At 32.3% G+C, this 1,087-nt stretch carries 1 protein-coding gene; it reads right to left on the bottom strand.

The genetic code is table 11. From position 1 onward, the window contains the following. Positions 1-29: 29 nt before the first annotated feature. Positions 30-1,061, bottom strand: coding sequence for a S8 family serine peptidase (locus LMU01S_RS10035; protein WP_156470422.1), 1,032 nt, complete (start codon positions 1,059-1,061; stop codon positions 30-32). Between the last annotated feature and the right edge of the window lie 26 nt (positions 1,062-1,087).

Below are 1,087 nucleotides of genomic sequence, written 5' to 3'. Positions count from 1 at the left end.
TCTATTACGCCACCATTACAGATTTTATGTTACACATCAATTTGAATTTCAGTAGCTACTGCACTGTGAATAAAATTATTTTTAGTTAATTTTGCAATAGTATCGTGATATACATTTTTCTCTTTATTAGGATCACTAATGGTAATAATCAGCGAAAATCTAGTATGTGGGTGCTTATTATTTTTTTCTAACTCACTCACAATAAAATTACGATAAATTCCTTCAAGATACAAATAAAAATTTCTATGTGCATCAAGATATTTCTTATTAGCATTAGATAATGTAGCTAAATCAATACTATAATGTTTTACTGGCTGATATTTTCTCCCATACTCGATCCTAGTTTTCTCGTAAGTATAGTTATTTTTTAAAGATCGTTTGCTATACAAGGTATCCTTAAGTAAGTTCTGACTGTCCACTCTTTTTATGGGATTAAATTTTGAAAAAGGACCTACAACATCCCTTTTCTCACTAAAGGTACCAAACTTGAGATCTATTTCATTTTGACAATATTCATTTCCCATATCAGGAGCCAGATAGGGATCATAGACAAGTGTCACATCAACTATACCGTAATAATGTCCATTCTCATCTATCAATGAATCTGGATATGGAAAATCCATAATATCTATCCTAGATGATTTTTGTAAATCACCATTCAGAATCAACGTTACAGCATGATCTGTAGTATTTAAAATCTCACTAGCTTTTTGTGGTTTTCCAAATCCCAAGCGTTCTATCCGCTCAATTTCAGATAGAGAAATGTCCTTATCATACTTAGCTGAATGGATAGTCAGTGCTTTTAATAATATTGGATCAAAATTTTGTTTTACCATCATTGTGTCTAGGCACGAAATATTTTTAGCAACTTTAGGTGTTGAAAAGCTCGTACCTATTTCTATCTTAAACTCTCCTGAAGTTGAAAAGCCGAATATTGACTTTTTGACAATATTTCCATTATCAAAATAAGCATCACCACCATAATGAACAACTTCTGGCTTTATATTGTAGGCTGGGCCCAAGCCCTTTCTCGAATAGAAAGCTGGGCTATTAGCTACCAGGCCATGCTGCTATATAAAATGTAGAA

The organism is Ligilactobacillus murinus DSM 20452 = NBRC 14221 (assembly GCF_001591685.1).
Taxonomy (GTDB): Bacteria; Bacillota; Bacilli; order Lactobacillales; family Lactobacillaceae; genus Ligilactobacillus; species Ligilactobacillus murinus.
This window is presented reverse-complemented; position numbering and strand designations above follow the sequence as displayed.